Annotated in this window: 28 protein-coding genes and 2 tRNA genes; 20 read left to right on the plus strand and 10 right to left on the minus strand. The window is 69.4% G+C overall.

What is annotated here, in order from left to right; translation table 11 throughout:
• Positions 1–15: 15 nt before the first annotated feature.
• The 3 genes from ASD66_RS21800 to orn all read right to left on the minus strand — a co-directional run bounded on the left by ASD66_RS21800 (position 16) and on the right by orn (position 1,757).
• Positions 16–900 carry a helix-turn-helix domain-containing GNAT family N-acetyltransferase gene (locus ASD66_RS21800; RefSeq protein ID WP_056892206.1) on the minus strand — a complete coding sequence of 295 codons (885 nt, stop codon included), beginning with the start codon at positions 898–900 and terminating at the stop codon, positions 16–18.
• Positions 901–996: 96 nt separating this feature from the next.
• Positions 997–1,072 (minus strand) — tRNA-His (locus tag ASD66_RS21805).
• 49 nt (positions 1,073–1,121) lie between these two features.
• A complete protein-coding gene (gene orn, locus ASD66_RS21810; protein WP_056679032.1) occupies positions 1,122–1,757 on the minus strand; it encodes an oligoribonuclease in 636 nt (211 codons plus the stop codon).
• Positions 1,758–1,832: 75 nt separating this feature from the next.
• Between orn and ASD66_RS21815 the strand changes: the two genes are divergently transcribed.
• Genes ASD66_RS21815 through ASD66_RS21850 form a run of 8 tightly spaced genes read left to right on the plus strand, consistent with a single transcriptional unit; the run spans position 1,833 to position 8,556 of the window.
• Positions 1,833–2,285 (plus strand): MauE/DoxX family redox-associated membrane protein, encoded by a 453-nt coding sequence (locus ASD66_RS21815; RefSeq protein WP_056675517.1) that lies wholly within the window; start codon positions 1,833–1,835, stop codon positions 2,283–2,285.
• A gap of 13 nt (positions 2,286–2,298) precedes the next feature.
• Complete coding sequence (locus ASD66_RS21820) at positions 2,299–3,096, plus strand: DsbA family protein (RefSeq protein WP_056892207.1); 798 nt, start codon at positions 2,299–2,301, stop codon at positions 3,094–3,096.
• Positions 3,096–3,359 carry a hypothetical protein gene (locus tag ASD66_RS21825; RefSeq protein ID WP_056675525.1) on the plus strand — a complete coding sequence of 88 codons (264 nt, stop codon included), beginning with the start codon at positions 3,096–3,098 and terminating at the stop codon, positions 3,357–3,359. The genes ASD66_RS21820 and ASD66_RS21825 overlap by 1 nt, the downstream gene beginning before the upstream one ends.
• A 52-nt stretch (positions 3,360–3,411) precedes the next feature.
• On the plus strand, positions 3,412–4,662 hold the full coding sequence (locus tag ASD66_RS21830) for a hypothetical protein (protein WP_156388843.1): 1,251 nt from the start codon (positions 3,412–3,414) through the stop codon (positions 4,660–4,662).
• On the plus strand, positions 4,659–5,357 hold the full coding sequence (locus tag ASD66_RS21835; protein ID WP_056675531.1) for a hypothetical protein: 699 nt from the start codon (positions 4,659–4,661) through the stop codon (positions 5,355–5,357). The genes ASD66_RS21830 and ASD66_RS21835 overlap by 4 nt, the downstream gene beginning before the upstream one ends.
• Entirely contained in the window at positions 5,354–6,277 is a 924-nt protein-coding gene (locus ASD66_RS21840; protein WP_056892209.1) for a hypothetical protein, read from the plus strand. Before ASD66_RS21835 ends, ASD66_RS21840 begins: the two co-directional genes overlap by 4 nt.
• Before the next feature lie 49 nt (positions 6,278–6,326).
• Positions 6,327–7,340: an adenosine deaminase gene (locus ASD66_RS21845; RefSeq protein WP_200950162.1), complete on the plus strand. Its 1,014-nt coding sequence runs from the start codon at positions 6,327–6,329 to the stop codon at positions 7,338–7,340.
• Between the two features lie 4 nt (positions 7,341–7,344).
• The gene (locus tag ASD66_RS21850; protein WP_056892210.1) at positions 7,345–8,556 is read left to right on the plus strand and encodes a MalY/PatB family protein; all 1,212 of its coding nucleotides are present in this window, start codon (positions 7,345–7,347) and stop codon (positions 8,554–8,556) included.
• 21 nt (positions 8,557–8,577) lie between these two features.
• Here the strand turns inward: ASD66_RS21850 and ASD66_RS21855 are convergent.
• Positions 8,578–8,651 (minus strand) — tRNA-Arg (locus ASD66_RS21855).
• A gap of 76 nt (positions 8,652–8,727) precedes the next feature.
• Entirely contained in the window at positions 8,728–9,489 is a 762-nt protein-coding gene (locus ASD66_RS21860; RefSeq protein ID WP_056675540.1) for an IclR family transcriptional regulator, read from the minus strand.
• Positions 9,490–9,625: 136 nt separating this feature from the next.
• Here ASD66_RS21860 and ASD66_RS21865 point away from each other — a divergent pair, with 136 nt between their 5' ends.
• The 12 genes from ASD66_RS21865 (at position 9,626) to ASD66_RS21920 (ending at position 21,737) form a co-directional block, all read left to right on the plus strand.
• Positions 9,626–11,023, plus strand: a complete 1,398-nt coding sequence (locus ASD66_RS21865) for an NAD-dependent malic enzyme (RefSeq protein ID WP_056675543.1) — start codon at positions 9,626–9,628, stop codon at positions 11,021–11,023.
• 14 nt (positions 11,024–11,037) lie between these two features.
• Positions 11,038–12,639, plus strand: coding sequence for a malate synthase A (gene aceB, locus ASD66_RS21870; protein ID WP_056675545.1), 1,602 nt, complete (start codon positions 11,038–11,040; stop codon positions 12,637–12,639).
• Positions 12,636–13,892, plus strand: a complete 1,257-nt coding sequence (locus ASD66_RS21875; RefSeq protein ID WP_056892211.1) for a DUF6986 family protein — start codon at positions 12,636–12,638, stop codon at positions 13,890–13,892. The genes aceB and ASD66_RS21875 overlap by 4 nt, the downstream gene beginning before the upstream one ends.
• A 192-nt stretch (positions 13,893–14,084) precedes the next feature.
• On the plus strand, positions 14,085–15,497 hold the full coding sequence (gene dctA, locus ASD66_RS21880; RefSeq protein WP_082563464.1) for a C4-dicarboxylate transporter DctA: 1,413 nt from the start codon (positions 14,085–14,087) through the stop codon (positions 15,495–15,497).
• Between the two features lie 9 nt (positions 15,498–15,506).
• Positions 15,507–15,749, plus strand: coding sequence for a thiamine-binding protein (locus ASD66_RS21885; RefSeq protein ID WP_056675552.1), 243 nt, complete (start codon positions 15,507–15,509; stop codon positions 15,747–15,749).
• Positions 15,750–15,986: 237 nt separating this feature from the next.
• Positions 15,987–16,175, plus strand: coding sequence for a helix-turn-helix domain-containing protein (locus ASD66_RS25455; RefSeq protein ID WP_235530225.1), 189 nt, complete (start codon positions 15,987–15,989; stop codon positions 16,173–16,175).
• A gap of 118 nt (positions 16,176–16,293) precedes the next feature.
• Positions 16,294–16,785, plus strand: coding sequence for a 2-oxo-4-hydroxy-4-carboxy-5-ureidoimidazoline decarboxylase (uraD, locus tag ASD66_RS21895; protein WP_082599658.1), 492 nt, complete (start codon positions 16,294–16,296; stop codon positions 16,783–16,785).
• Entirely contained in the window at positions 16,785–17,123 is a 339-nt protein-coding gene (gene uraH, locus ASD66_RS21900; protein ID WP_056892214.1) for a hydroxyisourate hydrolase, read from the plus strand. Before uraD ends, uraH begins: the two co-directional genes overlap by 1 nt.
• A 4-nt stretch (positions 17,124–17,127) precedes the next feature.
• A complete protein-coding gene (gene pucL / locus ASD66_RS21905) occupies positions 17,128–18,048 on the plus strand; it encodes a factor-independent urate hydroxylase (protein WP_056892215.1) in 921 nt (306 codons plus the stop codon).
• Positions 18,049–18,056: 8 nt separating this feature from the next.
• A complete protein-coding gene (locus tag ASD66_RS21910) occupies positions 18,057–19,469 on the plus strand; it encodes a nucleobase:cation symporter-2 family protein (RefSeq protein ID WP_082599659.1) in 1,413 nt (470 codons plus the stop codon).
• A 140-nt stretch (positions 19,470–19,609) separates the two neighbouring features.
• On the plus strand, positions 19,610–20,998 hold the full coding sequence (locus ASD66_RS21915; RefSeq protein WP_056892216.1) for an 8-oxoguanine deaminase: 1,389 nt from the start codon (positions 19,610–19,612) through the stop codon (positions 20,996–20,998).
• A 1-nt stretch (position 20,999) separates the two neighbouring features.
• Complete coding sequence (locus ASD66_RS21920) at positions 21,000–21,737, plus strand: IclR family transcriptional regulator (RefSeq protein ID WP_056892217.1); 738 nt, start codon at positions 21,000–21,002, stop codon at positions 21,735–21,737.
• Here ASD66_RS21920 and ASD66_RS21925 read toward each other — a convergent pair.
• Genes ASD66_RS21925 through ASD66_RS21945 form a run of 5 tightly spaced genes read right to left on the minus strand, consistent with a single transcriptional unit; the run spans position 21,730 to position 26,618 of the window.
• A complete protein-coding gene (locus ASD66_RS21925; protein ID WP_056892218.1) occupies positions 21,730–22,467 on the minus strand; it encodes an aspartate/glutamate racemase family protein in 738 nt (245 codons plus the stop codon). The two genes, ASD66_RS21920 and ASD66_RS21925, sit on opposite strands and share 8 nt — an antisense overlap.
• 23 nt (positions 22,468–22,490) lie before the next feature.
• Entirely contained in the window at positions 22,491–23,246 is a 756-nt protein-coding gene (locus tag ASD66_RS21930; protein WP_056892219.1) for an IclR family transcriptional regulator, read from the minus strand.
• Positions 23,247–23,252: 6 nt separating this feature from the next.
• On the minus strand, positions 23,253–24,239 hold the full coding sequence (locus ASD66_RS21935; protein WP_056892220.1) for an ornithine cyclodeaminase family protein: 987 nt from the start codon (positions 24,237–24,239) through the stop codon (positions 23,253–23,255).
• The gene (locus tag ASD66_RS21940) at positions 24,236–25,153 is read right to left on the minus strand and encodes an ABC transporter substrate-binding protein (RefSeq protein ID WP_056892221.1); all 918 of its coding nucleotides are present in this window, start codon (positions 25,151–25,153) and stop codon (positions 24,236–24,238) included. Before ASD66_RS21940 ends, ASD66_RS21935 begins: the two co-directional genes overlap by 4 nt.
• A 37-nt stretch (positions 25,154–25,190) precedes the next feature.
• Positions 25,191–26,618 carry an MFS transporter gene (locus tag ASD66_RS21945; RefSeq protein WP_056675579.1) on the minus strand — a complete coding sequence of 476 codons (1,428 nt, stop codon included), beginning with the start codon at positions 26,616–26,618 and terminating at the stop codon, positions 25,191–25,193.
• Between the last annotated feature and the right edge of the window lie 152 nt (positions 26,619–26,770).

Genomic DNA, 26,770 nt, shown 5'->3' on the forward strand with positions numbered 1-26,770 from the left:
CCGATTCGCCACCCGTCAGAGGCGTTTCTCGAACCAGGCCTGGGCGTAGGGGTTGTCGTTGTAACGCTCAATGCGTGAGTAGCCGGCCCGGTCATACATCGCGATCGCCTCGACCAGGGTCCCGTTCGTGTCGAGGCGCACGGTGGTGTGGCCGAGGTCGCGCGCGCTGGCCTCGAGCTCGCGGAGCATCCGGCCGCCGAGTCCGGCGCCGCGCCAGTCCTCGCTGACCCACATGCGCTTGATCTCGGCGATGCCGTCCCCGAGGTCGCGGACGCCACCGCACGCCGCCGTACGTCCTTCGCTGCGGGCCAGCAGGAACACGCCGTACGGCGCACGAAGCGTCGCCGCATCGGAGGCAGAGGCATCACCGGCATCGAAGCCCGACTCGAGGCGCCGGTCGATCTCCGCGAAGTAGGAGACCATCGCCGACTGGCCCTCGGGCGAGGCGGGGTCGACGGGGGAGATGTCGACGGTCGCGGCGCGGACCAGCAGCTCGGCCGTGGCCAGTGCCTCGGCCAGCCGGGTGCCCTGGCGCTCGGTCAGCGGCTCGACGATCCGCCGGGCGAGCTCGTCGGAGCGGTCCTCCAGCTCGGACCACGTGGCGCGTCCGTCTGGAGTCAGCGTGGCGACGCGACGCCGGGCATCGTGGGGATCGGGCTCCATCGCGACCAGGCCCTCGGACTCGAGACGGCGGAGCAGGCGGCTGAGGTGACCGCTGTCGAGACCCAGTCGGTCACGAAGGTCGCGGACGACCGCGCCGCCCGGCGTACTGCCGATCTCGAAGAGGAGCCGCGAGGGGCCGAGTGGCCGGCCGGAGCCGAGGAACGACTCATCGAGCACGCCGACGCGCTGCGACCAGGCGCGGTTGAAATGACGGAGCGTTTCGACGGCGGAGAGCATTCTCTGACTTTAGTCAGGCAAATCAAGCCGGGTCAATCGACGCCGAAATGAACCGAGCCCCTGACCGCGTTGCACGCAGTCAGGGGCTCGATCTCTTGGGGTGAGTAACGGGACTTGAACCCGCGACATCCGCCACCACAAGGCGGCGCTCTACCAGCTGAGCTATACCCACCATGGGCGCGACGCCGGAGCGGCGCGACCGGAGAGAAGTGTAGCCGTAGTCAGGGGGTGGTTTGCGAATCGGGGTCGCCCAACCCGGTGAGCGAGCCACCGTGGCGGTTGGCGATCTCCTTGGCGGCCGTGCTGTCCGGGCCCGGAGCCGGCACGAAGACGGCCTCGCGGTAGTAGCGCAGCTCCTCGATGCTCTCCTGGATGTCGGCCAGGGCGCGGTGGTTCCCGCGCTTGGGCGGCGAGGAGAAGTACGCCTTCGGGAACCAGCGGCGCGACAGCTCCTTGATCGAGGAGACGTCGACGATGCGGTAGTGCAGGAAGGCCTCGAGCTCGACCATGTCGCGGGCCAGGAAGGCGCGGTCGGTGGCGACCGTGTTGCCGGCCAACGGGGGCCGTGAGCCGTCGGGGCAGTGCTTCTTGATGTAGGCCAGCACCTGCTGCTCGGCCTCGGCCATCGTGATGCCGTCCTTGAGCTCCTCGAGGAGCCCGGACTTCGTGTGCATGTCACGCACGAACTCGTTCATCTGCGCGAGCGCAGCGTCGGTGGGCTTGATGATGAGGTCGATGCCGTCACCGAGCACGTTGAGGTCGAAGTCGGTCACCAGGGCGGCCACTTCGATCAACGCATCGGCGCCCAGGTCGAGCCCGGTCATCTCGCAGTCGATCCATACAAGTCGTTCGTTCACCCGCACGACACTAGCGGCCACAGCGCCAGAGGCCGATTCAGTCTCGTCTCAGGTGCCCGGCCTACTGTCTGTCGCATGCTGGGATGGGTCGGTCTGCTCGCGCGCCTCGTCGTCGGGGGCGTGTGGATCGTCGCCGGCGCCCTGAAGCTGCCCGACCCGGCGGCCAGTGTGCGCGCCGTGCGGGCCTACGACCTGTTGCCCGAGTCCGTGGTGCCGACCGTGGGACACGTGCTGCCGCTGGTCGAGGTCGTCGTCGGGGTGTGCCTGGTCATCGGCCTGCTCACGCGGCCGATGGCGCTGCTCTCGGTGCTGCTGTTCGCGGCGTTCATCTTCGGCATCGCCTCGGCGTGGAGCCGCGGGCTCCAGATCGAGTGCGGCTGCTTCGGCGGTGGTGGCTACTCCTCCAACGCCACCGACGACTACCCGTGGGAGATCGCCCGCGACGTCGGGCTCCTCCTGGCCTCGGCGCTCCTGGTGTGGCGCGCCCGCACCCGCCTCGCCGTCGACAACCTCCTGTTCAACCCCTGAGAGAATGGTTCGCATGCCTTCGCCGTACAACACGAACACCTCGTCTTCCTCCGGCTCCGGGAGCAACGGAAAGCGAAACGTCCTCATCGGCAGCGCCATCGCGGCGGTGCTGCTGCTGATCGTCGGCATCGGCTGGGCGGTGCAGGCCAACCGCGACACCACCGGCGACGACGCCAAGACCCCGGGCGACTCGACCAGCTCGGGAAGCACCCCGAGTACGACGACCAGCCCGTCGCCGGGAACGTCGTCGACCGCCCCGGCGAAGGGCGCTCCGGCGATCACCGACACCTACGGACTCGGTGTCGGCGACCCGGACGCACCGGTGAAGGTCGAGGTGTTCGAGGACTTCCAGTGCCCGTTCTGCATGCAGTTCGAGGAGGCCTCGCACGAGCAGCTGCAGCAGGCCGCGGCCGACGGTGACGCCTACCTGATCTACCGGCCGATGGCGTTCATCAACGACTACTCCGGCCGAGCGCTCAACGCCTTCGGTGTCGTGCTCGACGCGTCGGGCGGCGAGGTGGCGCTGAAGTTCCACGACCTGCTCTTCGCGAACCAGCCGTCCGAGAGCGGCCCCTACCCGAGTGACGACGACCTGATCGACCTCGCCGTCGAGGCCGGGGCCGACGAGGGCCAGATCCGCCGTGGCGTGGAGACCAGCGAGTTCGGCCAGTGGGCGGTGAATGCCAGCGATGCCGCGTCGAAGCGTGGGGTGAACAGCACCCCGACCGTGTTCGTCGACGGCGACCCGGTCACCGGGAACAGCATCGACGAGCTGCTCGCCAACGTGATGGCCGGGATCGACGCCGGCTGATGAAGGTCGAGCGGGTCCAGCGATGGGTCATGTCGGCGTTGCTCACCACGGTGGGCTTCATCTTCGCCGCCGGGCTCTGCTTCCTCGCGGGAGTCGCCGAACGCCCTGGCGCCGAGCCGGGGCTGCTGGTCATCGCCGCCGTCGTCGGCCTGGTCACACTTGCCGGGGTCCTGACCATCAACCAGCACAGCATGCTCTCGCCGTGGTTGCTGGTCGGACTGGTGCCGGCGGCCGTGGGGGCCTGGCTCCTGCTGCTGCGCTGACGCTGCACCACCGCCGGGTTTGCCAGGGCCCTGCAGCGGTTAGCATCCGCGCGTGACATTGCCCCGGGCCCTGGCCGCGCTCCTCGCCTCGCTGTGGGTGGTGCTGGCCACCGTCGCGCCGTCGTACGCCGACGACAGGTCGACCACCATGCCGGCAGACCTGAAGGCCACCGGCGTCTACCTCGAGCCGGCGGCGGCCATGGGCGACGCCGACCTCTGGCGCACACGACTCAAGGCCGGCGTGCGCAAGGCCGACCTGCCGGTGCCGGTCAGTGTGGCGCTGTGGTCGGAGATACCGGGTGCCTGGCCGGATCCGGAAGACGTGGTGGTGAAGAACGACGCCGAGCTGCTCGAGCTGTTCGACCTGCCGCCGCGCAGCGTGGCGCTGCTCACCGAGGACGGCTCCCTGAGGTCGGTGAGCCATCTTCCCGGACGGGCCGCGGAGAGCGTCCGGGCGTGGGAGAACCGTGCCGACGCGGTGGTCAGCCGCATCGAGGCGGCCGGTTCGGACGCCGATCGTGACCTCTCCTTGTCCGCGGTCGCCGAGGCGTGGGTCTACCTGCGGGTGGCCGACGCCGACGGCGCGAGCCCGCAGGAGTTGGTGGCCGAGCTCTCCGGCGACACGTCCCTGTTCGACGACACCGCGCGGGCACCCGAGCCACCGTCGGAGGACTTCGAGGACGAATTCAACTCCCCGTGGGTGCTCGTCTCGGCGGCCTGCGTGCTGGTCGGCGCGGTCGGCCTCTTCGTCTGGAAGACCTGGCAGATGCCGCGCGGATCACTCTCCAGCCGGGTCGCCGCCGGGCCGCGTCGCACGCCGGACGACCTGATCGCCACGCTGACTCCGCTCGCCCTCGAGGAGCAGGTCACCCGTCTCGCCGAGGCGATCTCGAGCTCCGACGTACGACCCGGCAACCCGGCGTACGACGAGGCGCAGGCCTGTCTCGACGCGGCCGCGAAGTACGTCGACTCCGCCCGAGACCGCGACCGGGTCGGCGTGCATCTCCTGGTCGAGGACGGCCATGCCGCCCTGGCAGGCGCGCGAAGCTCACGCTGCTTCTTCCACCCGCTGCACCCGGCGACCACCTCGGTGAAGCGACGCTCGGTCTCGTTGCCCTGCTGCAAGCCGTGTGCCCGTGGCGTCACCGACGGGAAGGCTCCGCAGTCGTTGATGGTCACCGGAGACGACGGCACCGTCCGCGCCTACTACGAGTCCGAGGACGTGTGGACCACGACCGGCTACGGCGCGCTCGACGAGCGCTGGGCCAAACGTGCGCTCCTCGCGTCACTGGAGGCGCGATGAGTGTCAGGAGCATCAAGATCCACATGCTGAAGTGGTACCTGGTCGTAGGGTCCTTCATCGCGTCGATGGTCTGGATCATCGTGCTTTTCAACTCGCAGGACGTCTACCAGGATCCGTATGCAGATGAGTCGGTCGCGGACGTCACGGTGCACACACCGTACGAGGAGGAAGCGGCGGCTGCCCTGCGCGAGAAGTCGGTGTACGTCGACCCGGTGCTGCGCGACACGGTGTGGTCCAGCCTGGAGACCAGTGGTGTCCGGGACGAGATCGCCGGGAGCACGTCGCCGATCTTCCTCGTCGCCTCGCCGAGGTTCGGCTACAGCCTCGAGGGCGAGGAGGTGCTCCTGGCACGGATCGCCGACGCCACCGACCGCGTCGGCATCTACCTGCTGCTGGACCAGACTGGCGTCGTGGCGCAGCACCACGTGCGCGGCCACGACGACGAGTCAATCTACCTGTATCCGCAGACCGGCGACACGTCCGAGCTCGGCGTCCGGGCGATGATCCGGGACACCGATCACTCCGTTCAGGAGCAGGTCAAGGGGAGCGACGACGAGTCCGGATGGGCGAACAGTCCCGTGATGCTCGGGAGCTTCATGGGTCTCACCTTCGCGGTTCCCCTGTGGTACTTGATGAAACTCATCCGCTGGTCTGCGCGCCGTGACCGTTCCTACCTGAAGGGTTTCAAGGAATGAAGGCCGTGATCGTGCTGCTGCTGGCCCTGGTCGGCTGGGGGCTGGTCGGTGGGGGAGTGACCGCGCCGTCGTACGCCGCGCCGGCCGAGCCCGACGTGACTGTGGAGCCGGGCACCGGCTTCACCCGCGCCCAGGTCGACGAGATCCGTGCGCTGGTGGCCGACGCGAAGATCCGCACCCGGGTGCTCATCCTCAACGACCTGCCGAAGTCGGCCAAGGGGTCGCCCGACCTCCATGCATCGAACCTTGAGCTGGCCCGCTTCAAGAAGGACGACGAGCGGGTGGGCATGACCCTGGTCTTCACGCCCGACACGATTCCCGAGTACGGCGCCTACGACTCGTCGCTCGACAAGGACGTGATCTACGCGCTCAGCGTCGTCGAGAAGGACCTCGACGGCACTCCCCAGGAGAAGTTCGTCGAACTCGTGGAGATGACCACCACCCGCACGGGCGCGCAGCGCATGGACGAGGAGATGGCCAAGATCTGGGAGGAGCCCGAGCTCTCGTCGCAGGACACCGGTGGCTCGAAGGAGCCGGCCAGCACGAAGGTCCTGGTGCTGCGCTGGGTCTTCGTCGCCGTGGTGGCCGTGCTGGTGCTGCTCTTCGTGGGCTTCCGCGGTCGGGCCGTCGCGGGCTGGTGGAAGCGCCGACGCAGGGCGCGCGGCATCGAGGAGGCGGCCGGCGAGGCGCGCGAGAAGACCCTGGCCGACCGGGCGAAGGCCGACCTCGCCGCGTTCGGTGCCGCGATCGACGCGGAGAGCATGGACCATCACGACGCCCTGCCGTTGTGGAACCTCGCCCTCGACGACTACGACAAGGCGTCGCGGTTGTACGACGCCCGCACCGGCGCTGCCGATGATCGCAAGGTGATCGAGATCTGTGCCCGTGGCCGCGACCGACTGGCCAAGGCGCAACGCTGACGGCTTGGGGCTTGGCCGGTTGCGCTGGCAGACTGCGCGGGTGACTGATCTGGCTGCTTTCATCACCGCGCTGCCCAAGGCGGAACTGCACGTGCACCACGTCGGGTCGGCCTCGCCGCGCATCGTCGCCGAGCTGGCCGAGCGCCACCCCGGCACGGTGCCGAGCGACCCGGCGGCGTTGCGGGAGTTCTTCGCGTTCCGCGACTTCGCGCACTTCATCGACGTCTACCTCGCGGTGGTCGACCTGATCCGCACGCCGGAGGACGTCGAGCTGCTGACCTACGAGATCGCCCGCGAGATGTCGACCGGGCAGAACGTGAAGTACGCCGAGCTGACGTGCACGCCCTACACCTCGGTGGTCCGCGGCATCCCGATCGAGGCCTACACCGAGGCGATCGAGGAGGCGCGGCGCAAGGCCGAGCGCGACTTCGGGCTGGTGCTGCGCTGGATCTACGACATCCCGGGGGAGAGCGGCATCCCCGCCGCCGACGCGACCTTGTCCTACGCGCTGGAGCACCGCACCGACTCGCTGGTCGGCTTCGGCCTCGGCGGACCCGAGATCGGTGTGCCACGCCCGCAGTTCAAGCCGCACTTCGACGCCGCCCGTGCCGCCGGGCTGCACAGCGTGCCGCACGCCGGCGAGACCACCGGGCCCGAGACGGTCTGGGACGCCGTGCGGGTGCTCGGCGCCGAGCGGATCGGCCACGGCACGACGTCGGCGCAGGACCCGGAGCTGCTGGCCCACCTGGCTGCCGAGGGGATTCCTCTCGAGGTGTGCCCGTCGTCCAACATCGCCACCCGGGCCGTCGAGTCGCTCGACCAGCACCCGATCACGAAGTTCCGCGACGCGGGGGTGACGATCACGATCAACTCCGACGACCCGCCGATGTTCGGCACCACACTGAACCGGGAGTACGAGATCGCCGCCGACCTGCTCGACCTGGACCAGGCCGGCGTGGCCTCGTTGGCGCGGGCTGCCGTCGACGCGTCGTACGCCCCGAGCATCGTGAAGGCCGAGCTCTCCGCGGAGATCGACCGGCACGCCGCCGCGCTGAGGGGCTGACGCCATGGCGCCGGTGCCGAACCCGCTCGAGGCCCTGTCGCGCGAGCAGTTGCAGCAACGGACCAGCCTCAAGTGGAACAGCCATCCTGCGGACGTGCTCCCGCTGTGGGTGGCGGAGATGGACGTGTCGCTCGCGGAGCCGGTGGCGCAAGCGCTGCACAGGGCGGTCGAACTGGGTGACACCGGCTACCCGTTCGGCGACGGACTCGCACGGGCCCTCGCGGAGTTCGCCGCGAAGCGCTGGGGCTGGTCGGACTTCCCGGTCGACCGTACGGCGATCGTGCCCGACGTGATGCTGGGCATCGTCGAGGTGCTGCGACTGGTCACCGAACCGGGCGACCCGGTGATCGTCAACGCGCCGGTCTATGCGCCGTTCTACGCGTTCCTCACCCATGCCGACCGCCAGGTCGTCGAGTCACCGTTGACCGAGGCAGGGCGGGTCGACCTCGACGCGCTCGTGGAGGTGTTCCGCCAGGTGCGGACCACGAGTCCACGGGCGGCGTACCTGATCAGCAACCCGCACAACCCCACCGGTGCGGTGCACACGCGTGCCGAGCTCGAGGCGATCGCGGTCCTCGCCCGGCAGCACGGCGTGCGCGTGATCGTCGACGAGATCCACGCCCCGTTGATCCTGGCCGGCGCGGAGTTCACGCCGTACCTCACCGTGGCGGGCTCGGACGACGCGTTCTCCCTGATGTCGGCCTCGAAGGGCTGGAACCTGGCCGGCCTCAAGGCTGCCCTGGTCATCGCCGGGAGCGAGGCCGTCGACGACCTGGCCCGGATGCCTGAGGAGGTCAGCCACGGCCCCAGCCACCTCGGCATCATTGCTCACGCGGCGGCCTTCCGGCACGGCGGCGACTGGCTCGACGCGCTCCTGGTCGGCCTCGACGAGAACCGCACACTGCTCGGCGACCTGTTGACCGAGCACCTGCCGCAGGTCGGGTTCCTGCGTCCTGAGGGCACCTACCTGGCCTGGGTCGACTGTCGTCCACTCGGCCTGGACGCGCCGGACTCCGAGGACAACGTCGAGGGCGACCTGGCGGTGGTCTCCGACCTGGCCGGTCCGGCCCGACACTTCCTCGACCACGCCCGCGTGGCGCTGAGCTCCGGGCACGTGTTCGGTGCCGGAGGGCGTGGGCACGTGCGGATCAACTTCGCCACGTCACGCGCGATCCTCACCGGGGCGGTCACCCGGATGGCCCGGTCGATCGGCTGACCTGTCGGGCAGGTCAGAAAGCGCCCCCGGCAGGATTCGAACCTGCGACCTAATCATTAGAAGTGACTTGCTCTATCCAGCTGAGCTACGGGGGCATGCGGACCGGAGGCAGCCCCCGATCCGCGCGGCAAAGTATGCCGCATCCGGGGGGAGCCGCCCGACCCGTGGCCGTCAGTTGAGGTCGACGCTGAGCGCCTTGCCCGCCTGGACGAGCAGCGGCACGGCGCGATCGACCAGTTCCGGCGACATCCGCTGGGCCGGGCCCGAGACGGACAGGGCCAGACGGGTGGGTACGTCGGGCACCGAGACGGCGACGCAGCGCACGCCGATCTCCTGCTCGCCCTCGTCCATGGCGTAGCCGTTCTTCGCGGCCAGCGCGAGCTGCTTGGCGAACTCGTCGGGGTCGGTGATCGTGTTGTCCGTGTGCTGCGGCATGCCGGTACGCCGCAAGAGGTCGCGCACCTGGGTGTCGGGGAAGTCGGCCAGGATCGCCTTGCCTACCGCGGTGCAGTGGGGCAGCACGCGGCGCCCGACCTCGGTGAACATCCGCATGGAGTGCCGGGAGGGGACCTGGGCGACGTACACGATCTGGTCGCCGTCGAGCATCGCGAGGTTGGCCGACTCACCAAGCTCGTCGACCAGTGCCGCGAGGTGGGGGCGGGCCCAGGTGCTCAGCATGTTGGAGGAGCTCTCACCGAGCCGGATCAGGCGCGGGCCGAGGACGTACTGCCGGGAGGGCTCCTGGCGAAGGTAGCCGAGGTCGACCAGCGTGCGCACCAGTCGGTGGATCGTCGGCAACGGCAGTCCCGACGCCGTCGCGAGCTGGGAGAGTCCCATCATCCCGCCCGCGTCGGCCATCATCTCGAGCAACCCGAAGGCCCGCTCGATCGACTGCACGCCCCCGGCGCGGACCTTCGGCTCTTTCTCTGCCACGTGCTCTGCTCCTCAATAAGGTTTCCGGATGGTGGAAGTGTAGCGGGAAATTTGTGGGAAGTGGTGGGTTGAAGTTCCACTAGGTAGATACTAGTATCCGTAATGCGAAATACCTACCGCTGAGAGGTCGAGAACGTTGGCTACCCCAAGTCCTGGATACGCCGTCACGGTCCGTGTCGACACTCCGTCCTCCGCGGGGGCCACCGGCCGCCTCGTCGCCGCGGTCGCAGGGGCGGGCGGATCGGTCACCGCGCTCGACGTCGCCGAGTCCCACGCCGACCGGCTCGTCGTCGACCTGACCTGCGACGCCGTCGACGTCGCACACGTCGACGCCATCACCAAGGCCCTCGCTGCAGTGCCCGACGTCAAGGTGCGCAAGGTCAGTGACCGCACCTTCCTGATGCACCTCGGCGGCAAGCTCGAGGTCGTTCCCAAGGTCCCGCTCAAGAACCGCGACGACCTCTCGCGCGCCTACACGCCGGGCGTCGCGCGGGTCTGCATGGCGATCGCCGAGAACCCGGAGGACCTGCGCCGGCTCACCATCAAGCGCAACACCGTCGCCGTGGTGACCGACGGCTCGGCCGTGCTCGGCCTCGGCAACATCGGCCCCGGCGCCGCGCTCCCCGTGATGGAGGGCAAGGCGGCGCTGTTCAAGCAGTTCGCCGACGTCGACGCCTGGCCGGTCTGCCTCGACACCCAGGACACCGAAGAGATCATCATGATCGTCAAGGCGATCGCGGTCTCCTACGGCGGCATCAACCTCGAGGACATCGCCGCCCCCCGGTGCTTCGAGATCGAGCGCCGGCTCCGCGCCGAGCTCGACATCCCCGTCTTCCACGACGACCAGCACGGTACGGCGATCGTCGTACTCGCCGCGCTCACCAACGCGCTGCGCGTGGTCGGCAAGGATCTCGACAAGGTCCGCATCGTGGTGAGCGGTGTGGGTGCCGCCGGCCACGCGATCATCAGGCTGCTCCACGCCCAGGGCGCGCGGCACATCGTGGCCTGTGACCGGCGCGGCGCCGTACACAGCGGGCAGGAGGGCCTCGACCCCGACCGCCGCTGGATTGCCGACCACACGAACGTCGACGGCTTCACCGGCAGCCTCAAGGCAGCCCTGGCCGACGCCGACGTCTTCGTGGGGGTCTCGGCGCCGAACCTGCTCGACGGGGCCGACATCGCCACCATGGCCGACGACGCGATCGTCTTCGCGCTGGCCAACCCCGACCCCGAGGTCGATCCGGTGGCCGCCAACGAGCACGCAGCGATCGTCGCGACCGGACGGTCCGACCACCCCAACCAGATCAACAACGTGCTTGCGTTCCCCGGCCTGTTCCGGGGCATGCTGGATGCAGCCGCACGCGAGATCACCGACGAGGTGATGCTCGCCGCGGCGGGCGCCATCGCCGACTGCGTGCATCCCGACGAACTGAACGCGAGCTACATCGTTCCGTCCGTGTTCGACCCCGCTGTCGCCCCCGCCGTCGCGGCGGGCGTGCAGGCGGCAGCCCAGGAAGTGGAGAGCCTTAAGTGAGTGAGGGAGCAGTGATGGAGAAGACCGACGACATCCAGGTGTCGGGAGAGCAGGTCGACGGCGGGGAGAAGATCCTCACCGCTGAAGCCCTCGCCTTCGTGGCCGAGTTGCAGCGCAGGTTCGGAGGCCGTCGCGACGAGCTGCTGGCCGCCCGCAAGGCTCGACGCGAGGAGGTCTCGCGCACGGGCACGCTCGACTTCCTCCCGGAGACGGCGGAGATCCGCGCGGGTGACTGGAAGGTCGCACCCGCGCCGGCCGACCTCGTGGACCGCCGCGTCGAGATCACCGGCCCCACCGACCGCAAGATGACCATCAACGCGCTCAACTCCGGCGCCCGGGTCTGGCTGGCCGACATGGAGGACGCCAGCACGCCGCACTGGAGCAACGTGGTCGGCGGCCAGGTCAGCCTGTACGACGCCATCCGGCGCCAGATCTCCTTCACCGCAGCCGGTGGAGGCAAGACCTACGAGCTGCGCGACGACCAGCCACTGGCCACCATCGTGATGCGCCCGCGTGGGTGGCACTTTGATGAGCAGCACCTCCTCGTCGACGGCAGGCCGGTGGTCGGTGCGCTGGTCGACTTCGGTCTCTACTTCTTCCACAACGCCGCCGAGCTGTTGGCCCGGGGGAGCGGCCCCTACTTCTACCTGCCGAAGACCGAGAGTCACCTCGAGGCCCGCCTGTGGAACGACGTGTTCACGTTTGCCCAGGCCTCGTTGGAGATTCCACACGGCACGGTCCGCGCCACGGTGCTGATCGAGACCATCCCGGCCGCGTTCGAGATGGACGAGATCCTCTACGAGCTGCGCGACCATGCCTCCGGTCTCAACGCCGGCCGGTGGGACTACCTGTTCAGCATCATCAAGTACTTCCGCGACTCCGGTGCCGACTTCGTGCTGCCCGACCGCGCCTCGGTGACCATGGCCGCGCCGTTCATGCGGGCCTACGCCCAGCTGCTGGTGAGGACCTGCCACCGACGCGGCGCCTTCGCGATCGGCGGCATGGCGGCGTTCATCCCGAGCCGCAAGGACGAGGAGGTCAACGCCCGCGCGTTCGAGAAGGTGCGTGAGGACAAGGAGCGCGAGGCCGGCGACGGGTTCGACGGCTCCTGGGTCGCCCACCCCGACCTGGTCCCGGTGTGCCGCGAGATCTTCGACCGGGTGCTCGGCGACAAGCCGAACCAGCTCGACCGGCTGCGCGAGGACGTCGAGGTCTCGGCCGCCGACCTGCTCGACCTCAAGGCCACGCCGGGCAGCGTGACCCGCGAAGGACTGCACGGCAACGTCGAGGTCTCCCTGCTCTACCTCGAGGCCTGGCTCCGTGGGCTCGGTGCCGTCGGCATCCACAACCTGATGGAGGACGCCGCGACCGCCGAGATCTCCCGCTCGCAGATCTGGCAGTGGGTGCACAACGAGTCCAAGCTCGAGGACGGCACCGTGATCACGGCCGCCCTGGTCCGCGAGGTGCTCGACCAGGAGCAGGCCAAGATCCTGGCCGACGCTCCTGAGGGCAACCGCTTCGCCGAGGCCCGCACCATCTTCGAGGAGGTCGCGTTGGCCGACGAGTTCGTCGACTTCCTGACCCTGCCGGCGTACGACGCGGTGGTGTCGGCGTGAGCGCCTTCGACGACCTGGCCGACGACCTCGACCAGAGGCTGGCCGCGGCTGACGCCGAGCTGCTCGCCTGCTTCCCCGGCGACCGCGGCACCCGACAGCCCGTGCACACCGTCTACGTCCCGGGTGACCGCTTCGACGCCGGCACCGTCACCCAGTGGGGCGAGGAGGCCAAGACCGTGCTGGCCCAGCACGGCCGCTCGGTCATGGAACTGGCCGAGGCGCTCGAGCTGCGGCCCAGCCTGGCCGTCGAGGTCTATGACCGGGTCCGCGCCAAGCTCGACCGCGAGCCGATCGAAGACCTCCGGATCGACTTCGAGGACGGCTACGGCAACCGCCCCGACGAGCAGGAGGACGCTGCCGTCATCGCCGCGGCCCGGGCCCTCGCGGTGACCGTCAAGGCCGGCACCGCCTCGCCGTACCACGGCCTGCGGATCAAGTCGTTCGAGGCGCCGACGCGTCGCCGCGGCCTGCGCACGCTCGACCTCTTCGTCGGCGAGCTGGCCGGCGCCGACGCGATCACCGACGGCTTCGTGATCACGCTGCCCAAGGTGACGTCAGTCGACCAGGTGTCGGCGATGGTGGCCGCCCTCGACGCGATCGAGTCCGCCCACGGCGTACCCGCCGGGTCGCTGCGCTTCGAGATCCAGGTCGAGACCCCGCAGGCGATCCTCGGGCCGGACGGCTCCGCCCTCGTGGCGAAGATGATCCACGCCGGCGTCGGACGGGTGACCGGTCTCCACTACGGCACCTACGACTACTCCGCCTCGCTGGGCGTCGCCGCGGCGTACCAGAGCATGGAGCACCCGGTCGCCGACCACGCCAAGGACGTCATGCAGGTCGCGGCCGCCGGGACCGGTGTCTTCGTCTCCGACGGCTCGACCAACCAGCTGCCCGTGGGGGACCGCGACGCCGTACGCGCGGCCTGGCGTCTCCACGTCCGGCTGGTACGCCGCTCGCTGACCCGCGGCATCTACCAGGGGTGGGACCTGCACCCGGCCCAGCTGCCGAGCCGTTTCGTGGCCACCTACGCGTTCTATCGCGAGGGCCTGGTCGCTGCCTCCGACCGGCTCCGCGCCTACGTGCACGGGGGCGACTCGGGCTACCTCGACGAGCCGGCGACCGCCGCTGCCCTGGCCGCCTTCGTGCTGCGCGGGCTCGAGTGTGGTGCCGTCGGGGCTACCGAGATCGACAAGCTGATCGGCGTCGACCTCGAGGGCCTCGCGCGCCTCGCCAGGAGGTCCGTGCCGGCCTGATCCGGCCCGCTCCTGTACGACGCCCTGCACAACGCCCGCTCTTCCGGACCTCGTTCCGGCAGGGCGGGCGTTCTGCGTGTCCGGATCGCGATAAGAGGCCGCGAACCCTTGACACGTCCGTGTGAGCGGGGACACACTTTTCTACACACGGAAAGTTAGTTCCACAATGCGGAATTCAATGAAGGGCTCGCAATGTCATCCGTCGCCACCTCGGAAACCACCAAGGCCAAGCGCAAGCCGCTCTACACGTCGCTGTTCCTCCAGGTGGGTGTCGCGATCGTCGCGGGCATCTCGGTCGGACACTTCTTCCCGGACTTCGGCTCCGACCTGCGCCCGTTGGGTGACGGGTTCATCAAGCTGATCAAGATGATCATCGCGCCGCTGATCTTCTGCGTGGTCGTCACCGGCATCGCCCACGTGGGCGATGTGAAGTCCGTCGGCCGGATCGGCCTCAAGGCGCTGATCTACTTCGAGCTGGTGACGACCTTCGCACTGGTCTTCGGCCTCGTCATCGCCAACGTGCTCAAGCCCGGGCAGGGCTTCAACATCGACCCGGACACCCTGGCCGGCGGCGAGCAGGCGCTCGCCGAGAAGACCGCAGGCGGCGAGCTGCCGCACACCGTCGACTTCCTGATGGGCATCATCCCGGAGAGCGTCCTGGGCGCCTTCGCCGACAACCAACTGCTCGCCGTGCTCTTCTTCTCGGTGTTGTTCGGCATCGGCCTGGCCCAGGTCAACGACACCGGCAAGGGCTCGGCGATCCTCGAGCTGATCGACCAGTTCAGCCACGTGCTGTTCACGCTCGTCGGCTACATCATGAAGGTCGCCCCGATCGGAGCGTTCGGTGCGATGGCGTTCATCATCGGCCAGTACGGCATCGAGTCGCTCGCCTCGTTCGGCAAGCTGATCGGAGCCTGCTACCTGGCCGCGGTGCTCTTCGCCCTGGTGCTCGCCGCGATCGCCAAGCTGTACGTCGGTCTCAACCTGTTCAAGTTCATCAAGTACGCCCGTGAGGAGTTCGCCCTCGCGCTCGGCACCGCCTCCACCGAGGCCGTGTTGCCGCGGATCATGAGCAAGCTGCAGAACGCCGGCAACTCGCCCGCCTCCACCGGCCTGGTCGTGCCGACCGGCTACTCGTTCAACCTCGACGGCGCCACCATCTACCTCTCCATCTGCTCGATCTTCCTGGCACAGGCGGTCGGCGTGGACATGTCCCTGATGGATCAGCTCGCCATGGTCGGCGTACTCATGCTGACCTCGAAGGGCATGGCCGGCGTCCCCGGATCCTCGTTCCTGGCGCTCTCGGCGACGGCCACCGCGATCGGTGCCTATCCCGTCGCCGCGGTGGCGGTGCTGCTGGGCGCCGACCGGATCATGGACTCGATGCGGGTCTTCGTGAACCTGCTCGGCAACTGCGTCGCCACCTTCGTGGTCTCCAAGTGGGAGGGCCAGCTCGACGTCGAGCGGATGCACGCGGTGCTGAACGGCGAGATCGTGGTCACCGACGACGTGCCAGAGCCGGAGGAGCTCCACGTTCCCGGGCATCACGTCGACCACCCGGAGCACCACCCGGTTGCAGCCGCGGCGCTCCCGATCCGCGAGTAGCCTGCTTCCATGCGCCTCGTCGCCGAGTTCACCACCGAGCCCTTCCATGGCGAAGGGAAGCCGCCCAAGCATGCCGTGGTCGCGCTGAAGGCGGTGGAGGATGCCGGCCTCGAGTGCGAGTTCGGGCCCTTGGGTACGACCGTCAGCGGCGACGCCGACGAGGTGGTGCAGGCGCTGGCCGACGTGCTCCGCTCGGCACTCTCGCACGGCGCCACCCGGGTCACCCTGCAGGTCGAGCCCGCCGATGGCTGAGTCCGCGGCGGGCCACCCCCTGCNGCGGTGGCGCCGCTGTTGGCCCGCCTCGACGCCGAGGTGGTCGAGCCGGCGAAGCTGCGCAAGGGCGACGTCCCTCTCGTGTGGGAGGGGGAGACCGTGGCCGGCGTGCGCCTCGCCAGCGCGGACGCGCCGTCCGGCACCTCGTCAGCTGAGTCGTCGGGGGCGGCTTCGGGCACGGAGTCCGCGGGCGACCTGGCCGCGTTGATCGACGAGGTGGCCGCGGAGATCGCCGGTGAGCGCGGTCTGCCGCTTGCCGACTTGTCCCGGGCCGACAAGCAACGCGCGGTGCGCGTGCTCGAGGAGCGGGGCGCGTTCGCCTACCGCCGCTCCGCCGAGACCATCGCGGAGGCGATCGGGGTCAGCCGGTTCACCGTCTACAACTACCTGAACCGGTCCCGATGAGCGTGAGGCCGAAAGTTCGACCACCAGAAATTTCAACAAACTGTTGACGTAGCGGCCGACGCCGTGCCACGCTCATCGTGACGGAAAACACATTCCGCATCACGAAAGTAGGTGGACGGTGAAGCTCGAGGAGCTCAACACCTTGCCTGCGGCCGACGTTCGTCCGCACCTGCTCGCCTGCGCCGACGTGCCGGCCTGGGCCGACGCGGTGCTCGCCGGCAGGCCGTACGCCGACAGCGACGCGCTCGAGGCCGTGGCCGACCGCGCCGCCCGCGCGTTCACGCCGGCCGATGTCGACCGCGCACTGGCCGCACACCCGCGCATCGGCGAGCGGGCCAAGGGCGCCGGCACCGAGGCCGCCTGGTCCCGGGCCGAGCAGGCCGCGGTGTCCCGCGACACCGACACGGAGCGGGCGCTGGCCGACGGGAACCGGGCCTACGAGGACCGCTTCGGCCGGGTCTTCCTGATCTGTGCCACCGGACTGTCCGGTGAGGAGATCCTGAAGTCCTTGCGCAGCAGGCTCGAGCACGACGACGCGACCGAGTCGTCCGTGGTCGCCGACGAGCTGCGCAAGATCGCCCTCCTCCGTCTGCGAAAGGTCCTCGACTGATGAGTAGCGCCATCACGACCCACGTCCTCGACACCGCCCTCGGGCGCCCGGCCGCCGGCTGTCGCCTGCGGCTCGAGCACCTCGACGGCGACCGGGTCGTCGTCCTCGCCGAGGCCGCGACCGATGACGACGGACGCGCCACCGAGCTCGGACCCGACCGGGTCGAGCCGGGCACCTACCGGCTGGTCTTCGACGTCGCGGCCTACGCCGCCGCGACCGGCCAGGACTGCTTCTTCCCGGAGGTCGGCGTCACCTTCGCGCTGACCGACGCGACCCTGCACCACCACGTCCCACTCCTGCTCAGCCCGTTCGCCTATTCCACCTACCGAGGGAGTTGATCCCATGGCCATTCGCCTGGGCCCCAACCAGTACGGCAAGGCCGAGAGCCGCGTCGTCCGCATCTACCGCGACACCGCGCGCCACCAGATCCGCGACCTGAACGTCTCGTCCGCCCTGCGCGGCCGCTTCGAGGACGCGCACATCAGTGGCGACCAGGGCGACGTACTGCCCACCGACACCCAGAAGAACACCGCCTTCGCCTTCGCCAAGGAGAAGGGCGTCGGCGCGATCGAGGACTACGCGCTCGCCCTCGCCGACCGCTTCATCGACGCGGCCCCCGCCGTCGACGGCGCCAAGGTCGAGGTCGAGGAGTACGCCTGGGACCGCATCCCCGTCGATGGCTCTGGCCACGACCACGCGTTCGTCCGCACCGGCGGCGGCACCCGCACCACCGCGGTCAACGTCGACGGCCGCGGTGACGACCGGATCGCCCACGTGGTCTCCGGGTTCAAGGACCTGACCGTGCTCAAGTCGACCGGGTCGGAGTTCTTCGGCTACCTCAAGGACGAGTACACGACGCTCCCCGAGACCCACGACCGGATCCTCGCCACCTCGCTGGTCGCCCGCTGGCGCTACGACGCCGCGTTCGTCGCCCGCGGTGACGTCGACTGGGACAAGTCGTACGACGCAGTGCGCGCCCTGCTGCTCCAGCGGTTCGCCGAGATCCACAGCCTCGCCCTGCAGCAGACGCTCTACGGCATGGGGGAGTCCGTGCTCGAGCAGCACCCCGAGATCGCCGAGATCAAGTTCTCCGCGCCCAACAAGCATCACTTCACGGTCGACCTGGCGCCGTTCGGCCTGGAGAACCCGGGCGAGGTCTTCATCGCCGCCGACCGCCCCTACGGCCTGATCGAGGCCTCCGTCATCCGTGACGACGCCACCGACGCGGGCAATGCCTGGCTCGGCCTGCCCGGCTTCTGCTGAGGTGCGCGATGAACTTCCGCCGTCGTACGACCGCGCCTGCTTCCACGCGTCCTGAGGACGAGCGGCACCCACCCGGGCAGCTGCTCGCCTACGGAACCCAGCACATCCTGACGATGTACGGCGGCGTGATCGCGCCGCCGCTGATCGTCGGCGGTGCGGCGGGGCTGTCGGCCTCTGACATGGCACTGCTGGTGACCGCCGGACTGTTCGTCTCCGGGCTGGCCACCTTGCTGCAGACCCTCGGCCTCGGGCCGTTCGGCAGCCGGCTGCCGATCGTGCAGGGCATCTCGTTCGCCAGCGTCTCCACGATGGTCGCGATCGCGAGTGAGGACGGGCTGCGGCCGGTCTTCGGCGCGATCATCGTCGCCGGCGTGATCGGCCTGCTGCTCTCGTCGTTCTTCGCCCAGCTGGTGCGACTGTTCCCGGCCGTGGTGACCGGCAGCCTGATCACCGTCATCGGGCTCTCCCTGATGCCGGTGTCGTTCCGCTGGGCGATGGGCAACGACGAGACGGCGTCCGACTTCGGGTCGATGACCAACATCGGGTACGCCGGCCTGACCCTGCTGATCATCCTGGTGATCAGTCGACTGTTCCAGGGCGCGGTGTCGCGGCTCTCGATCCTGCTCGGTCTCGTGGTCGGCACAGTGATCGCGGCGCTGGCCGGTCGTGCGGACTTCTCGGCCGTCGGTGACGCGAAGCCGTTCGCCGCGCCTTCGGTCCTGCACTTCGGCACACCGACGTTCGAGATCGGCGCGATCGTGTCGATGACCGTGGTGATGCTGGTGATCATGACCGAGACCACTGCCGACATCCTGGCGATCGGCGAGATCGTCGACACCGAGGTGGACTCGAAGCGGGTCGCACAGGGGCTGCGCGCCGACATGGCCGCCACGACAGTGGCACCGCTCTTCGGCAGCTTCCCGTGCAGCGCGTTCGCGCAGAACGTCGGACTGGTCGCGCTGACCGGCATCAAGAGCAGGTTCGTCGTCGCGACGGGTGGGCTGGTCCTGCTGCTGCTCGGGTTGCTCCCGGTGGTCGGTGCCGTCGTCGCGGCGATCCCGTATCCCGTGCTCGGTGGCGCCGGCATCGTGCTCTTCGGTTCGGTCGCGGCCAGCGGCATCCGCACGCTGTCGCGGGTCAGCTATGAGGACAACCTCAACATGGTGATCGTCTCGGTCGCCGTCGCGGTCGGCATCATCCCGATCGCCGCCCCCACTTTCTGGGACGCGTTCCCGGAGTGGTTCGGCGTGATCATGCACTCGGGCATCAGCGCCACCGCCGTCGTCGCGGTGGTCCTGAACTACCTGTTCAACGAGGTCACCGCCGGCAACAGGTCGGGCGCCTCCGTCTTCGCCGCGTCGGAAGACCGGCGCGACGGCTTCGGTGACCGGCTCGACGACGACATCCGTCACGCGGACTGACGTCAATCCGACCGACGGCTTGGAGATTGCTCCAAGCCGTCGGCCGCTTCGTGGCCCTGGTTCGTGCCCGCTGTGACTTACCGCGCCGGACGTGCGCGGGTTCACTGGAATCCCACCCACGACTCATCGGGAGACAGGCCATGCAGCTCACCAGTTCCGCACGCACTGCCCCCTCGGGAAGCACCGTCATCGAGGGCGCGACCATCGTCACGATGGACGGCTCACGGCGCGAGATCGCCGACGGGTACGTCGTGGTGCAGGGCTCGCGCATCGTCGACGTCGGCCCGGGCCCGGCGCCGTCGTACCCAGGTGCCCGGGTCGCCGACGGCCGCGGCTGCCTGATCACCCCGGGCTTCGTCAACACGCACCAGCACCTCTACCAGTGGGTCACCCGCGGGCTGGCCGCCGACGCGACGCTCTTCGAGTGGCTCACCACGCTCTACCCGGTGTGGGCCGGCATCGACGAGACCTCCGTCCACGTGGCGACCCAGGCAGGCCTGGCCCGCATGGCGCTCACCGGCTGCACCACGGCAGCCGACCACCACTACGTCTTCCCGCGTGAGGGCGGCGACCCGCTCGCCGCATCGATCGTGGCTGCGGAGGAGGTCGGGCTGCGGTTCCACCCGGCCCGCGGCTCGATGGACCTCAGCCGCAAGGACGGCGGGCTGCCGCCGGACTCGGTGGTCCAGGAGCGTGACGAGATCCTCGCCGCGACGGATGCCGCCATCACGCGCTGGCACGACCCGTCGCCAGAGTCGATGCTGCGGATCTCGGTCGGGCCGTGCTCGCCGTTCTCGGTCAGTGAAGGGCTCATGCGTGACTCGGCCGATCTGGCCCGACACCGCGGCGTACGGCTCCACACACATCTCGCCGAGACCGTCGACGAGACCGAGTGGTGCGAGGTGCAGCGGGGCTGCACGCCCTTGGAGTACGCCGAGCAGTTGGGCTGGTCGGGCTCCGACGTGTGGTTCGCCCATGGCATCCACTTCGACGACGCCGAGGTCAAGCGGCTCGGGGCGGCCGCGACCGGCGTCGCGCACTGCCCGAGCTCCAACGCCCGCCTCGGTGCCGGAATCGCCCGCGCCGCCGACCTGCGCGAGGCCGGCTCGCCGGTCGGCCTCGGTGTCGACGGCGCGGCCAGCAACGAAGCCGGGTCGCTGTTGGAGGAGGCGCGGCACGCGGTGCTCTTCGCTCGGGCGCGTGGTGGGCCGCGAGCGCTCGGCGTACGTGCCGCGTTGGAGATGGCAACCCTCGACGGTGCCCGGATCCTCGGCCGTGAGGACGAGATCGGGTCCCTCGAGGTCGGCAAGCTCGCGGACCTCGCCGTGTGGCGGCTCGACACGCTTGCCCATGCCGGCATCGATGATCCGGTGGCGGCGCTCGTGCTCGGGTCGACCCCGCCGCTGGAGCTGCTGCTGGTCAACGGCCGTCCCGTGGTCGAGCAGGGGCGGATGGCCACGGTGGACGAGGAGTCGCTCGCGCGTCGAGTGGCCCGGGTGCAGCGCGACCTGGTCCGAAAGGCCGGTTGACGTGAGCGCCGAGGCAGCCGCGCCCAGCGGTCCGGTCCAGTCGATCGGTCGCGCGCTCGGCCTGCTCGAGCACCTCGCCGACGCCGGCCAGCCCCTGGGGCTCTCGGAGCTCGCGGCACTCTGTCGGATCCCGGTCTCGACGACGCACCGGATGCTGGGCGGGTTGTGCCAGGCGGGCTATCTCTACAAGGGATCCGACCGGCGCTATCGCCTCGGCCCGCGTCTGGTCGCCCTCGGTGGTGCGGCCATGCTGCCGATCGCTCCCGACGTCTCCACCTGGCTGGCCAGGCTGGTCGAGGCCACCGGTGAGACGGCGAACGCCGCGACCCTGTGCGGGGACACGGTGCTCTTCGTCGCGCAGGTCCAGTCGTCACAGGCGATGCGCTCCTCGACCGAGGTGCACCGCCGGACGATGGCGCACTGCTCGGCCGTGGGGAAGGCGCTGTTGTCGCTGCTGGCCGACGACGAGGTGACTGCTCTCGCCTCGCGGACCGGCCTGGCTCGGTCGACCTCACACACGGTCGGGTCAGTCTCGGAGCTGGTCGCCGCCGTTCGCGTCGTACGCCGCCAGGGTTTCGCCCTCGACGACGAGGAGGAGGAGTACGGCGCGCGCTGTGTCGCCGTACCCGTGCCGTCCGCGCCGTTCCCGCTGGCGGTTTCCGTGGCCGGCCCGTCCGCCCGCGTCACCCGAGAGCGTGTCCCCGCCCTCGCCGCCGAACTGCACCGGGTGATCAGCTGACCTCATGCACGGCACCGAGTGGCCAGCCGCTGAGTCGCTTCGTTCGCGGGGTGGCGTAGGTCCGGATCTTGCTGGTGGAAAGGCCGAGCCCGATCAGGGCCTCGGCGAGCTTGATGGCGGCGGTCACGCCGTCGACGACGGGCACGCCGGTGGCGGCCCTGACGGCGTGGTCCAGACCGGCCATGCCGCCGCAACCCAGCACGATCACCTCGGCCCTGTCCTCCTGGACCGCGCGCTGTGCCTGTGTGGTGATCGCCTTCACGGCGGCCTCGGGGTCCTCCTCGAGTTCGAGGACGGACAGCCCGCTGGAGCGCACGGATGCGCATCGGGCGTCGAGGCCGGCCAACTTGAGCCGGTCCTCGATCAGGGGCACGGTGCGGTCGAGGGTGGTGACCACGGAGTAGCTGTGGCCGAGCAGGGAGGCGACGTGGCCGGCTGCTTCGGTGATGTCGACAACCGGCACGTCGAGGAGTTCCTGGAGACCCTCGCGGCCGTGCTCGCCGAAGCCGGCCTGCACCACGGCGTCGTAGGTGCCCTGGTAGCGGGCGACCGCGTCCATCACGCCAACCGCGGCGAGGTAGCTGTCGAAGTTGCCCTCGCAGGAGTCGGGACCGAACGAGGGAGTGAGGCCGATGATCTCGGTGCCGGAGGAGGCGACGGACCGGGCCGAGGCGACGATCGCGTCGGTCATCGAGACGGTGGTGTTGACGTTGACCACGAGGATGCGCATGAGGTGAGCCTTTCGTTGTTGGGTCAGGGCAGGACGGCGGCGATGTCCCAGCTGGCCCGGATCAGCAGTGGCACGACCCGGGAGACGACCTCGTCCGACATCCGGGTGGTGGGGCCGGAGACCGAGAGCGCGAACCGTTCCGCACTGTCCGGCACCAGGACTGCCACGCAGCGGACCCCCGTCTCCTGCTCTGCGTCGTCGAGCGCGTAGCCCGCCTCGGCGGTCAGGCGCAGTCTCTCGACATAGGTGTCCGTGTCGGTGATCGTGTTCTCGGTGTAGCGCGGCATGCCGGTGCGGGCGAGCAGGCGGCGTACCTCGTCCTCCGCCATCGCGGAGAGGATCGCGTTGCCGGCCGCGCAGCAGTGCGGCAGTACGCGGCGGCCGACCTCGGTGAACATCCGCATTGAACGGCTGGACGGGGCCTGGGCGACGTATCGCACCTCGTCCCCGTCCAGCATGGCCAGGTGCACGGACTCTCCGAGCTCGTCCGCAAGCCTGGCCAACCTCGGTTGCCCCCAGTTCGCGAGCAGCAGCCTGGAGGACGCGTGGCCCAGACGGACGAGCGGAGCGCCCAGGACATACTTCCGTGAGGGCTCCTGGTGGAGGTAGCCGAGCTTGACCAACGTGCTGACCAGTCGATGCATCGACGACAAGGGGAGGCGCGACTCAGCCGCCAGCTGAGCAACGCCCATCCTCCCGTCGTTGTCCGCGATCAGCTCGAGCACCTCGAACGCCCGCTGCAGCGCGCGGTGGGCTTCGACCTGGGCGCCGGTGGCCATGGCAGGTCAGCTGCCCAGGTCGATGGTCCGGCCGAGACCCTTGAGCAGCGCCTTCTCCACGACCATGCGTGCGGTCGCCATGTCCTGGATGGCGAGGCCGACCGAGTTGTAGAGCGTGATCTGGTCCGGCGAGCTGCGACCCGGCCTGCTCCCGGACGCGACTTCACCGAGCTCCAGGTCAAAGTGGTCGTAGCCGATGTCGCCGTTCGCGAACGGAATCATGACGTCGCCCGACTCCTGGCGTGCCACGTCCACCCGGTCGACGACGACCAGGCTGCGGCGGATGCCCTCGGAGTCGATCTCGCGGTGGTCCACCCGTGGCGGCGCCCCCACAGCGTTGATGTGCATGCCCGGCCTGAACCAGGCGCCGCTCACCAGCGGTTCCCTCGACGGGGTGAGCGTGCACAGGATGTCCGCCTGCGACACGACGTCCTCGACGGAGTCGGCCACCTCGACGTGCACGCCCGTCTGTCGGGCGTGCTCGACGAAGCCCGCGGCGGTCGCGCTGGATCGCGTCCAGACCAGGACCCGGTCCACGGGGCGCACCAGCCGAATGGCTTCGAGGTGTGCCCGAGCCTGCCCGCCTGCCCCGATGAGCCCGAGGCAACCGCCGGACGGGTTCGCGAGGTGTCTGGTAGCCACGGCCGAGGCGGCGGCGGTGCGAAATCGGGTGACGATCCCACCGTCGATGAGCGCCTTCGGGGCACCCGACGTCCCGTCGGCCAGCAAGATGGCGGACTGCTGGGCGGGCAGTCCCCGGGCCCGGTTGCTCGGGGTGTCGGTCATCAGCTTGACGCCCCCGACCTCCATGGAGCCGATGCCGGCGACCATCGGCACATAGAGCACGTCGCTGCCCTTCAGCTCGAAGGCCGCGCGCTCTGGCTGGATCGCGTCGCCTGAGGCGAGGGCGAGGTGCGCCTGCTCCACGACCTCGATCACGTCGGTCATGTCGATGACCTCGGCCACGTCCGAGCGCGTGAGCACGATCGTCATCGGGCTGCTCCGACGGCGCGTACGGCGTCCTCGGCCGGGCGCGGGTCGACCAGGTCGTCGTAGCGGACCGGTTTTCCCACCAGGCCGTCCTCGACCTGGATCCGCAACCACTCGTCGTACCCCTCGGGCGCGATGCGGATGTCCTCCCAGATCCCGCGCTGACGCAGGTCGTCAACGATCTCGATCAGGTGGTCGGTCTCGATCCCCGGCCACTCGCGGGCCAGGAGCGACTTCGCCTCGACCGCGGAGTGCTCCCGCAGCCAGTCGTAGGCACGCTGCATCGCACGGCAGAAGCGCCACACCGTGTCGTCGCGCTCGAGCCGCTCACGGTCGGTGTAGTAGACGCTGTTGGGCATCAGCCCGCCGTCGACGTCGTGGCGTGCCACGATCGAGGCCTTGCCCGCACGCTCGAGGAGCGCGCCGTTGATGGCGTCGGTGACGAGCGCGTCGCCGTGCCCCCCGAGGAAGAGCTCGGTGAGGGTCGAGCCGGCCAGGTCGCGGACCCAGCGGACCTTGGTCATGTCGACCCCGGCCTTCCGCATCAGGCCAGCGGTGTGGACGTACGGCGCCGTGCCACCGGCCCCCGGGGCCAGGACGATCTTGCCCTCAAGGTCTCGCCAGGAGAATCCGGGAGCTGGCTCGCGCATCACCAGGACCTTCGGGTTTCGCGAGTTGAGGGCGGCGACGGCGACGTAGTCGCGGCCGCGGCCGTGATACATCGTCGGGACCCAGATCCCGCCCAGCACCAGGTCGGCGGTGCCGTCGCTGAGGTCGGTCAGGACCTGCGTCCAGTCCGTCGGCGCGCTGCGGGTGAAGTCGAGTCCCTCGTCCGCGAAGAAGCCCTGTTCTCGGGCGACGTACTCGGGGAGGTAGTTGGGCCAGTGGGAGGTGGCTGAGACGTGGAACTTGTCCATGGTCATGGTCCTTTCGGAATTGGTGATCTGGTGGTGGTCAGGAGCGGGGGAGCAGTGAGGTGGGGTTGATCTCCTCGAGGGTCCGGCCGTGAGTTTCCGGGGCGAAGCGGGTGGCGACGGCCATCACGGCGTACATTCCGGAGATCACGATGAAGACGGTTCCCATGCCGGAGCTGTCGAGCAGCCAGCCGGCGCCGATCGGCGCAAGGGCCCCTGCGACGTTCCCCTGGACAGCGATCATCGCGGTACCGAAGGCACGCACGCGGGTGGGATAGAGCTCGGGGGACCAGGCGAAGATCGTGCTGTTCAGGAGCAGCACGAAGAACTGGAAGGCACCGCCGAAGAGCAGGATCGTGGCAGCCGACGATGCGAGCGTGCCGAAGGCCAGGGCGGAGAGGCAGGCGGCAATGGCGCCGACGGTCATCACCAGACGGCGTGGCCAGTGGATCGCGGCGTACGTCGCGGCGACGGCGCCGAAGAGGCTGCCGAAGTTCATCACCATGGTGAACGTGAGGCTCTTGGTCACGGTGAAGCCCTGTTCGACCAAGATGGTCGGCATCAGCACCAGCACCGTGATCTGGGCACCGAACGTCATCCACGACGCGACGGCCAGGGCGCAGGTGCGGCGCAGGAGCACGCCCTGGAAGACCTCGCCCAGGTGCACCTTCGGAGCGGGACCCTCGACGTCGGTCTTGGGCGGCACGAACTCCGTCACGACGAGCTGGTCGTCGTGCAGCCTCCCCGCCTGCAGGAGGCTGAGCACGCGGTTGGCCTCGTCGTGTCGTCCCCTGCTCACCAGATAGCGCGGAGTCTCAGGCAGGTAGCGCCGGTAGAACATCACCATGAGGGCGGGAAGCACGAGCAGGCCGAACATCCAGCGCCAGCTCGTCTCGGGGCCGCCGAAGAACTGGCCGAGAGGACCGAGCACCATCGCGGCGAAGCCGAAGGAGATCACGTTGCCCAGGCCGCCGGCTCCGATGTTGAGCGACGCGACGATGGCGCCGCGGTACTTGGTGGCGACCAACTCGCTCAGGATGGTCATGCCGGCGGCGATCTCGCCACCGAGGCCGAGCCCGACGATGAAGCGGCCGATGGCGAGCACGAGGTAGTTGGGCGCCAGAGCGCAGACGAGGGCGCCGAAGCAGTAGAGGACGAGGTTGAACGCCAGGGCATAGCGCCGGCCGCGGTAGTCGCCGACGATGCCGGCGAAGACCTTGCCGATGATCATCGCGGAGATGGTGATGGTCTGCAGCAATGCGAGCTGTGGTGTGGAGATGCCCCAGATGTCCTTCAGGGTGGGGCCGATCGCACCCAGCGCGTTCTCCTCCATCACGTCGAAGAAGGCGCCGAAGAGCACCATGGCGAGGATGAGCTTGTGGGCACGGTTGAATGGGATCGCATCGAGGGCGCGAGTCACGGCGCCGGACGAGGAACGTGACGCATCGGTGGCGTCGGAGGATGTCATGGGCGGTACTGATTCTGAGGTGGTCATCAGGGCGGACCTTCCAGAGCTGCGAGCGAGAAGAGGGGGATCACAGGCTGGGTTCGGGTGAGGTCTTCATCGACCATGCCATGTGGTGTGCGTCACTCGGTAGATGTACTATGACCATACGTATG

Source organism: Nocardioides sp. Root151 (genome assembly GCF_001427925.1).
GTDB lineage: Bacteria > Actinomycetota > Actinomycetes > Propionibacteriales > Nocardioidaceae > Nocardioides.